This window comes from Kineococcus sp. R86509 (genome assembly GCF_042466365.1).
Classification (GTDB): Bacteria; Actinomycetota; Actinomycetes; order Actinomycetales; family Kineococcaceae; genus Kineococcus.
In genome coordinates this window covers 5173023-5181475 of sequence record NZ_JAXHCE010000001.1, presented here as the reverse complement: position 1 = coordinate 5181475, position 8453 = coordinate 5173023, and the positions used below count along the sequence as shown (strand labels likewise).

Annotated in this window: 4 protein-coding genes and 1 pseudogene; 4 read left to right on the top strand and 1 reads right to left on the bottom strand. The window is 67.0% G+C overall.

Going from position 1 to position 8453, the window contains the following annotated elements; genetic code table 11:
- Positions 1-459: 459 nt before the first annotated feature.
- The 4 genes and pseudogenes from SJY07_RS25230 to SJY07_RS25215 all read left to right on the top strand — a co-directional run.
- Positions 460-1758 (top strand): annotated as a pseudogene (locus SJY07_RS25230) (IS1380 family transposase); the annotation flags it as partial.
- Positions 1759-2598: 840 nt separating this feature from the next.
- Complete coding sequence (locus tag SJY07_RS25225) at positions 2599-2886, top strand: hypothetical protein (protein ID WP_380162064.1); 288 nt, start codon at positions 2599-2601, stop codon at positions 2884-2886.
- Between the two features lie 400 nt (positions 2887-3286).
- Entirely contained in the window at positions 3287-3643 is a 357-nt protein-coding gene (locus SJY07_RS25220; RefSeq protein WP_380162062.1) for a hypothetical protein, read from the top strand.
- 346 nt (positions 3644-3989) lie between these two features.
- Positions 3990-4205, top strand: coding sequence for a hypothetical protein (locus SJY07_RS25215; protein ID WP_380162060.1), 216 nt, complete (start codon positions 3990-3992; stop codon positions 4203-4205).
- Between the two features lie 446 nt (positions 4206-4651).
- On the opposite strand, the gene SJY07_RS25210 is transcribed toward SJY07_RS25215, so the two are convergent.
- Positions 4652-8086: an RHS repeat-associated core domain-containing protein gene (locus SJY07_RS25210; protein ID WP_380162058.1), complete on the bottom strand. Its 3435-nt coding sequence runs from the start codon at positions 8084-8086 to the stop codon at positions 4652-4654.
- Positions 8087-8453: the final 367 nt, after the last annotated feature.

Genomic DNA, 8453 nt, shown 5'->3' with positions numbered 1-8453 from the left:
TGTTATGTCCGTCTACTTGGTTCAGTTACGTATGTGCTAAGGTTAAAACGAGTCTCTTGGGACCCATAGACAGCACCTCGGCGCTCGCTCGAACCGTTGTGGATTTCAGAGTTCGAAATTCCCCGCCGGAAACCCAGCACCAGACAGGCGAGTTCTGCGCTGTCGCGCGAACCTCGCCCGCGCCAGCGGGCCTAGCGTCAGATGCCGGCCGCTGATCGGCCAAAGACACCGGGGCCCTGGGGTACGTACCCGCACCCTCCATGAAACGGCGCGCCCCCTGGAAGCAAGCGCCAGCTAGCCTCGATCTTTCGTGGAGAGCCTGACCCGGGACGTCGACACGGGTCGTAGATGCGCCGAAGTGCCTGCTCTACAGGTGATCATGTTTGTCGTTGTTCGAGAGCCCATGGCCACCACGAAGAGGCGCTTCGTGAGTGGAAGACTAAACCCCGCCTCCACCAGCTGACCGTAACCGCAGACGGCGAGTCGCTGATCTCCTCTGCCGGTGCATCACTCCTGGTCGACACCGCCCGCCTCGCCGGTCTGGACACCGCTCTGCGCCGGGCCCTGTCGCCCTGGTGTGGGCCCGGTGCGGTCCACGACCCCGGCAAGATCATCCTCGACCTGGCGATGGCCGTCGCTCTCGGCGGGGACTGCCTGGCCGACCTCGGCGTCATCCGCGCCCAATCGCAACTATTCGGCCCGACCGCCTCCGACCCCACCGTCTCCCGATTGATCGCGAAACTGGCCGCCGATGCTCCCAACGCGCTGGCCGCGTTGCGCCGCGCCCGAGCGGCTGCTCGTGAACAGGTCTGGAACACCTCCTCACCAGTTCCAGACAAGGGGCACATCGTCATCGACCTCGACGCCACCATCGTGCTCGCGCACTCGGAGAAGGAAGGCGCGACCCCGACCTGGAAGCGCACGTTTGGGTTCCACCCGCTCCTGGCGTTCCTTGACCACGGACCGGGAGGGACCGGGGAGTACGTCGGCGGCATGCTGCGCATCGGCAAGGCCACCGCCAACGATGCGGCCGCACACATCGCCGTCCTCAGTCAGGCGCTGCAGCAGATACCTGAACAGGAACGATCCCGGGTTCTGGTCCGCGGCGACGCCGGCGCGGGAGTCCAAGCCTTCGTCCGGCACCTGCACGAAACCGGACTGGCGTATTCCGTTGGCCTGTACGTGCATCACCCGATCCTGGACGCGCTCCCGCAGATCCCGAAACAGGCCTAGCGGGCCGCGATCGACCCCGACGGCTCCGCCCGCGACGGCGCTCAGGTCGCCGAACTGACCCGCTACGTCCGACCGTCCAAGAGTCCCTGGCCGCCGGGAATGCGGATCATCGCCCGCCGCGAACGACCCCACCCCGGAGCGCAGTTGCGCATCACGGACGCCGACGGATGGCGGATCACCGTGTTCGCCACCAACGTGGTCGGCGGCAAGATCGCCGAGCACGAACTGCTCCACCGGCTGCGGGCCAGGGCCGAGGACCGCATCCGTTGCCTGAAGGACACCGGACTGCGCAACCTCCCGCTGCAGGGGTTCGCGGCGAACCAAATCTGGCTGGAGATCATCGCGCTGGCCAACGACCTGCTCGCCTGGACCCAGCACCTGGCCCTCACTGATACTCCGGCTCGGGCCTGGGAACCCAAACGCCTACGCCTACGACTGCTGTCGGTGGCCGGGCGGATCGTCCGCACCGCACGACGGCGGTTCCTGCGCCTGCCGCGGGACTGGCCCTGGTTCGACGTCGTCCTCGCCGGACCGCACGACGGCGGTTCCTGCGCCTGCCGCGGGACTGGCCCTGGTTCGACGTCGTCCTCGCCGGACCGCACGACGGCGGTTCCTGCGCCTGCCGCGGGACTGGCCCTGGTTCGACGTCGTCCTCGCCGGACACCGCCGGCTCGCCGCCCTCAGCCCTTGACCCTCATCAACGTCTCGACGACCGGAGCTTCGGAAGCCGCGCGCAGTCGCGGGACTGCCGCACGCCCAGCATGAGAAGCACCAGACCGGACCCCCATCGACAGCCTCAGTCGTCGCCTCGCGAAAGATCGAGGCTAACTGGGCTCCCGGTCTGCCGATCGATGACTCATGGCTGGTCTACACCGCACCTGGCGCCCTCAGCCCCACCCCTCGCACCCCAGCTGGACGCCCGTGAGGGGACATCCCGCTCACCACCGCCAGACCTGGCCGCTGACGGCGCTGACGAACGGACACGGGAGTCCGCGAGCTCCACCCCCGGACGGAAGTGGCAACGGGCACACACCCCAGGGCCCACACGGACGGCATCGGCACACCCGCAGGCCGAACTGACCCCGAGGTCGGAAAAGACCACTCGGAGCCGGTGAGGGCCTGAGCCCGCGACAGGCCTCGGCCTGCTCGGGTTCCTTTGGATGGACAACCTGCCGATTCCAGACACGTCAGAAGTCCGCTTAGCCGTTTAGGTCAGCCAGAAAGTAGCGACGCGTGCCACCGCCTGCTACCCGGGCACAGTCCATTTCATGGAACCAGAAGCCGACTGGACTACCTTCTCGTCGACCAAAAACCGCCAGTCCCGGACAACCCGGGCAAACGCCCTCGAAAGGGGACCGCGACACCATGTCTGACTTTTTCAACCTCATCGCCACCGCACCGTCTGCTTTTCTGCAGACCGTCCAGTTCTTCCTGCTCATCACCACCACCCTGGTGCTCTGCCGCTTCGTGGACCGCCACCTGCCGCGCCCCGGTCCGGCCTGCACCTCCGACCAGGCGCGGGCCGTGCAGCGTCACCGGTGCCTGGCCCTGGTCACCGTCGTCGGATGCGTCCTGCTCACCTGGGGCGTCGTCACCGGAACCGCCGACCCCGTCGAGGCGGTGACCGCCCTCGTCGCGCTCATCAAGGGGTGAGGAACTACCACCCACCCGGTACCGGTCACCGGTGACGACCGCAGGTCCACAACCTGCCGTTCCTCTCCCGCGTCGCGTCCAGCCCTGGACGCGACGCGGGAGGACCGGAGTCAGCCCGTAGAAGACCTCACCTCCGTGGCAGGGGGCGACAGTAACCAGCCCCGTCGGCGACGGTGCGCCTCGTGTCCCCCGCCAACGAGCCACCAACCCGCCCCACCGACCGGCCCGCCAACCCGCGGTGGAGTCCCCCGGCGAAGTTCGTGCAAACCACCCCGCGATAGCCGACAGTGCGCCCTGCACCACCCACGTCCCGGACCCCGGTTCCTACGTTCCGAACCCGCGACTGGCGAAACACCACCAACACACCATCCACAGGACCCACCTCGAAAGGAACCACCCCGTGACCAACCCGCTCGCCGTCACCACGACCGCATTCATCCTCAGCCTCGCCGCCGGCGTCATCGCCGTAGCCTTCGTCAACCGGCCCACCACCACGCCAGCCTCCGGAAACTTGCTCCTGCTGCTGCGCGTGAGCTGTTTCACCATCGTGCCCGTCACGACCTTCATCCTGCTCATCACCGGCTACAGCGTCCTGGTGGGCACCCTCACCCCCCTCAGCGCCGTGCAGTCCCTCACCGACCTCCTCAACGCCAACAGCAACTTCCTCCACGGCCTGACCACCCCCACCGGCACCCCGACCGCCATCACGCCGACCATCGCACCCGAGGGGACACCCGCCGGGCCACCAGGCCAGTGACCCAAGCCCAACCTCAGGCGAAGGGGAAACCAGAGACCACGCCCCCACGCCCCCACGGGAAGAAGCGCACGGTGGTCTCCAGACGTCCGTCTGAGACCACTGATCAGCAGCACGGGGCGCGCCTAGCGTTCGACAGGTCCTTGGTCCATCGGCAGGGTGCGTCGCCAACTGAGCGACAGTGACGCACCTCACAGGCCGCAGACCACAAGTTGGATGCTCCGCACGCCGATACAAGAGATTGAACCCCTTGACCGGTCAAGGGGTCACGGCCCCGGCGGGGGAGTGCCATCCCGTGTCCGCCGGAGCCTCCAGAGTCCGATGCTTGACGAACACCTGGAGGTCCACGATGACTCACAACACCCGTTCCCCGCAGCCTCAGCACCCCATCAACGCCGTGCGCTACCTGCTGGCGGTGTGGCTGTTGAGCACTCTCCCCGCTCTCATCGTCTTCGTCCCCGCGGTGTCCGCTACCCATCTCGTCGTCCAAGGCGGGATCGGGCTCCTGCTACTCGGCGTCGACGTCCCGTTGACGCGCATCCCCTGGAACCGGCTGCCCACCTGACACCGAGCAACGCCCGGTTCGAACCGCAGCCTGGGCCCGCTCTTGTCGGACAGCCGAGCAGGTCAGCGACCTGAGGGCAGGTCCGCGAGGCCACCGCGCAGCCGCAGTACCCAGACCGCCAACTGTCCGTCCCCGTTCGTCAGAGCGTCCTCACCGACGCGGTCGCGAACGGCAATGAGCCCCGCAGTAGCAATACTGCGGGGCTCACTAGTTACCGAACGTCACCGACTTCGGCCGCTGGCACGTCTCTCAGTCGAGCGTTGCTGTCTGAAGAAGAAAGCAGCCACCACCAGGATGACGAGGCCGACTACGCCCAGCTGCGGGTCTGAAGACAAGAACCCCCCAATCCCTGCCGCAAGGCCAAGAAGTCCAGCCACCGCGATGGCGATGAGGCGCGCGCGATGCGTGACGGATCCAGACGGGTCGTGATCAGTCAACTGATCCTCCTAGTAGCAGTTCTTGTAGTAGCTGTGCCCAGTATCTGCCACCAGAAGACCCGTGCCCACAGATGCCGCAGTTGACGCTCCAAGCGTTGGGATCTCTGCACCGATCGAGAGACCAAAGAGGATCGTGGAACCTGTGAGAGCTAGCGCCGAAGAAACACAGTCTCCTGTGAGCTTGGCACCGGTGGGGTCGTTGTACGTGCTGGGGCAACCCTTGGCGTACATGTAGTGCGGGTCCTGACCGGTGGGGTCTTGCTGGGTGAACCGGCCCTGAGCGGGGTCGTAGTACCGGATACCGAGCTTGGTCAGGCCGGTGGCAGTGTCGGTGTAGCCCTGGCCGTAGCGCATGGGGTTGCCCCCTGCTTCGGGTCCGGTGCTGGCGCGCAGCGTGCCGTAAGGGTCGTAAGAGTACTGCGCCGTGATGGCGCTGTCCGTGGCCACGGCGGTGACGTTACCGAGGTTGTCGGTCGTGTAGTACCGGTTCGTACCGTCCGGCAGGCCAGCAGAGATAAGACGACCGTCTGGGGTGTACCGGAAGGCAGTGCCGGAGTTGTCGGTGTCGAAGGTGGCCTGCAGGCCGAGCGGACCGTTGATGGTCTTCACGCCATCGACGCTCTGGCGGGCGCCGTTGCCGGCCCCGAGGTAGCTGTACGCGACCGCGGAGCTAGACCCCGTAGGCGTGGCGGAAGCGAGAGCGTCGCGGGCATCGTAACTGCCGCTGCCCCAGGTCGCAGCAGCGGTCTGGTTGCCGTTGGCGTCATAGGACCAGCCGCTGGTGGAGCCACCCCGGCTCACGGCCTCGTTGGCGCCGTTGTAACCCCAGACGGTGCTGACGCTGGCGGTGCTGGCGGTGGCCCCGGTCGTGGTGTCTCCGGCGGTGGTGACGCCGGTGCGGTTACCGGCCTTGTCGTAGGTGTAGGCCCAGGAAGCGTTGGCCGCGCCGGTGCTGGTCTTCTCCGTGGCCTTGGTCAGGCGGTTCAGGCCATCGTGGTTGTAGGTGGTGACCGATCCGGCGGGGGCTGTGGTGCCGGCGTAGTCGGTGCGCGACTGCACCAGAGCGCGGTCGCCGCTGGCGCCGGAGGTACCGGGCGCGGTGTAGGAGTAGCCCAGGTCGGAGACGACGAAGGAGCCGGCCGCGTCGGTGATGCGGGTGGGTCGTCCGGAGGCGTCACGGGTGGTGGTCTGGATCAGGCCGCCGGGGAAGGTGCGGGAGGTCTCGGCACCGTTGCGGTCGTAGGCGAAGGTGATGGTGTCGGTGCTCGAGCCGTCCGGCTCGGTCATCGAAGTCAGCTGGTTCGCTGCGTCGTAGGCGTAGGTGACCTGGCCGTAGATGTCCTCGACGCTGGTGATGTTGCCGGCCTTGTCGTAGCCGGTGGCGAAGCTGTTACCGCTCATGTTCGGCTGCTGGCGCGACACCTCACGGTCCAGGGCGTCGTAGCTGAAGGTGCTGGTGCCCGCAGCGGAGTCCACGGACTGGGTGAGGTTGCCGTCCGCGTCATAGGTATTGGTCACCGTGGCGCCGGAGGCGAAGGTGGTCTTGGTGACCCGGTCCTCGGCGTCGTAGACGTACTGGGTCTTCTGGCCCTTGCCGTCGGTGACCGAGGCCAGACGGTTGGCGCTGTCGTAGGTGTAGGTCGTGGCACCCAACGGAGCTGCCGGGGTGACCTTGGTGAGGTTGCCGAGGCTGTCGTAGCGGTAGGTGGTGGCGTTGCCGTTGCCGTCGGTGCTGGTGCAGATCTGCCCGGTCTTGGCCGCGCACTGCGTCGGCGACGTCGTGGCCGACGCTGTGGCCGCCTGGTAGGTGAAGGTCGAGGTCGTCGCACCCGTGCCGCCGGAGCCGGTGGCGGTGGTGTCCTTCACGCTCAGGATGTTGCCGACGTTGTCGTAGGCGAAGGCGCTGGTGTTGCCGGCGGCGTCTTTGGCGGTCTTGGGCTGATACGCGGTGCCCGTGCTGCCGGTGGTGGCGGTGTAGGAGGTGCGGGTCGCGGCACCGGTCGGCAACTGCACCGCGGTGCGGTTGTTCATGCTGTCGTAGCTGTAGCTCGTGATGTTCCCCGCAGTACTCCCGGTGCCCCCCGTTCCCGTGCCGGTGCCGGTACTGCCGGCGGCGTCGGTGGCGGTGGCCAGGTCACTGTTGGGGGTCCAGGTCTGCGACCGCTTCCGGCCCAGGGGGTCGGTGGTGGAGGTGACACGTCCGGAGGAGTCCAGAGCGAAGGTGCTGACCCCGCCGGTGGGACTGGTCTCCTTCGTGGAGGTCGAAGCGCCGCTGGTGGTGTTGTAGGCGAAGGAGGTGACGGCAGCGTTGCCGCTGGTGGCGCCGGGCGTGAGGTAACGGGTCACGGCGGTGACCCGCTGAGCGCCGTCGTAGGTGAAGTACGTCCAGTTCCCGTCCGGGGTCTGGATCCCGTCGAGGCTGCCGGTGCGGGAGTTGTCGATGGTGGTCACCGCGCCGGAGGCGTCGGTGATGGTGCGTACTCCCCCGCCGCTGTTGTAGGCGATGCTGACGGAGCGACCGACCGGGTCGGTCATCTTGGTCAGGCCCAGGGTGCTGTAGGTGAAGGTGGTGACCTGGCCGTTGGCGTCGGTCAGGGAGGTCAGCCGGTTGGAGGAGTCGTAGGAGAGGGTGAGTCCGACGCCGTTGCGGTCGACGTCCTTGATGAGGTACCCACCGGCGGTGAAGGTGAGTTTCTCGCTGCTGGCGTGATACGTCATGGACCAGGTGCCGTCACTGTTGTGGACCAGGTCGGCGTTGACGCCGGCGGGGCTGGTCCAGCCGCCCGAGGAGTTGGCGGTGAACGCGGCGGTGAAACCGCTGGGCCCGTAGAACGTGGTCGTGGACGTCCCGACCTGCAGGCCGATGTCCTGCCCGGTGGACAGCGACCCGCCATAGCCGAGGGAACCCTGGGCGGTGTTGAGGGTGTTGAAGAAGGTGTCGAGGTTCACCGAGAGGCCGGGGGCGTTGTAGGCCATCGCCTGGTTGCGCAGGACGAGGTTGCCGTTGGCCAGGTTGACCCCGCCGGTGAGGCTCTTGGTGAGGCTGAACGATTCCAGCCCGTAGTAGGACTGGATGCCGAGCCCGGCTCCAGAAGCACCGGCACCGGGAAAACTTGCGCTGGGGGTGGCGAACAGTCTGGACTGAGATACGGCGGTGGTCCCCTGGGTGCTGGGGGTGTCGAAAAGTTTGGACTGGGGCGCGGCAGTGGTGCCCTGGATACTGGAGGCGGGGGGTTTCCAGGCAGTGGTGGGGGTTGCACCGACGACGGTGCGGTTGACCTTGCCGGGCGTGAACGCCTGAGGGGGAACTGAGGTTCGGTTGCTGGTGGTCTCGGATGCCGTCGACGGGGCCGTTCCTCCCCCAGCATTCTTCCAGTTGCCGGCCAGGGGGGCGCTGGAGCTCTGCGCGGCCTGCCACCCGTTGGCGGTAGTGGTGGATGGCACTCGACCCCAGTGGGCCGATGGTTGAGCAGTGGTGCTCGACGCGGTCGGGTTAGCCGAGTTGGGGGTGGGGGCAGCCTGGGCAGGAAGGCTCGCAGTGAGAACGAGAACACCGGTACTGGCGGCCATGACGGTTGTACGCCAGGCCAGCGATCGACGACGATCACGCATGAGAACTCCGGAGAGAGCAGGGGGACCGGCACCGCTTGGCGTCGGCCGTATCGCCACCCTAGGTGATCTCCCGTCACTCATTCAGGCTTTCCGAAATGTCCACACCCGCAAACCAACTGGGAGCTGACTGTGATGAGAGTGAATTCTACGGAATCAGGCCGGGATCTCTAGATGGCCATCAGTTTCATCCCACTCCAAG